Origin of the sequence: Aquimarina algicola (assembly GCF_006443095.1) — a bacterium.
GTDB lineage: Bacteria > Bacteroidota > Bacteroidia > Flavobacteriales > Flavobacteriaceae > Aquimarina > Aquimarina algicola.
This window is the reverse complement of sequence record NZ_VFWZ01000024.1, coordinates 1-261: the sequence shown is the minus strand read 5'-3', so window position 1 is coordinate 261 and position 261 is coordinate 1. Positions and strand designations below refer to the sequence as shown.

The following is a 261-nucleotide window of genomic DNA, read 5'->3' as shown; positions in this document are numbered from 1 at the left end:
AACCTAAAAAGTAAATAACATAAAATACAATTCTTATTATGTCAAAGTTTAAAAAGAACAAAAGTAACGAACTGCCTGCTATATCTACGGCTTCTTTACCAGATATCGTATTTATGTTATTATTCTTCTTCATGGTGGCAACTGTAATGCGTCAAAACACTTTGATGATCGAAAACAAATTACCTGTAGCTGATCAAATTGAAAAGTTAGACAAAAAAGACTTGGTAATGTATATCTATGCAGGAAAACCAAGTGCAAGAT

1 protein-coding gene is annotated in these 261 nt (G+C 30.7%); it reads left to right on the top strand.

Features of this window, described 5'->3' with window-relative positions; genetic code table 11:
- Positions 1 to 38: 38 nt before the first annotated feature.
- The coding region (locus FHK87_RS25965; RefSeq protein WP_226294434.1) for an ExbD/TolR family protein at positions 39 to 261 on the top strand (223 nt) is incomplete at its 3' end.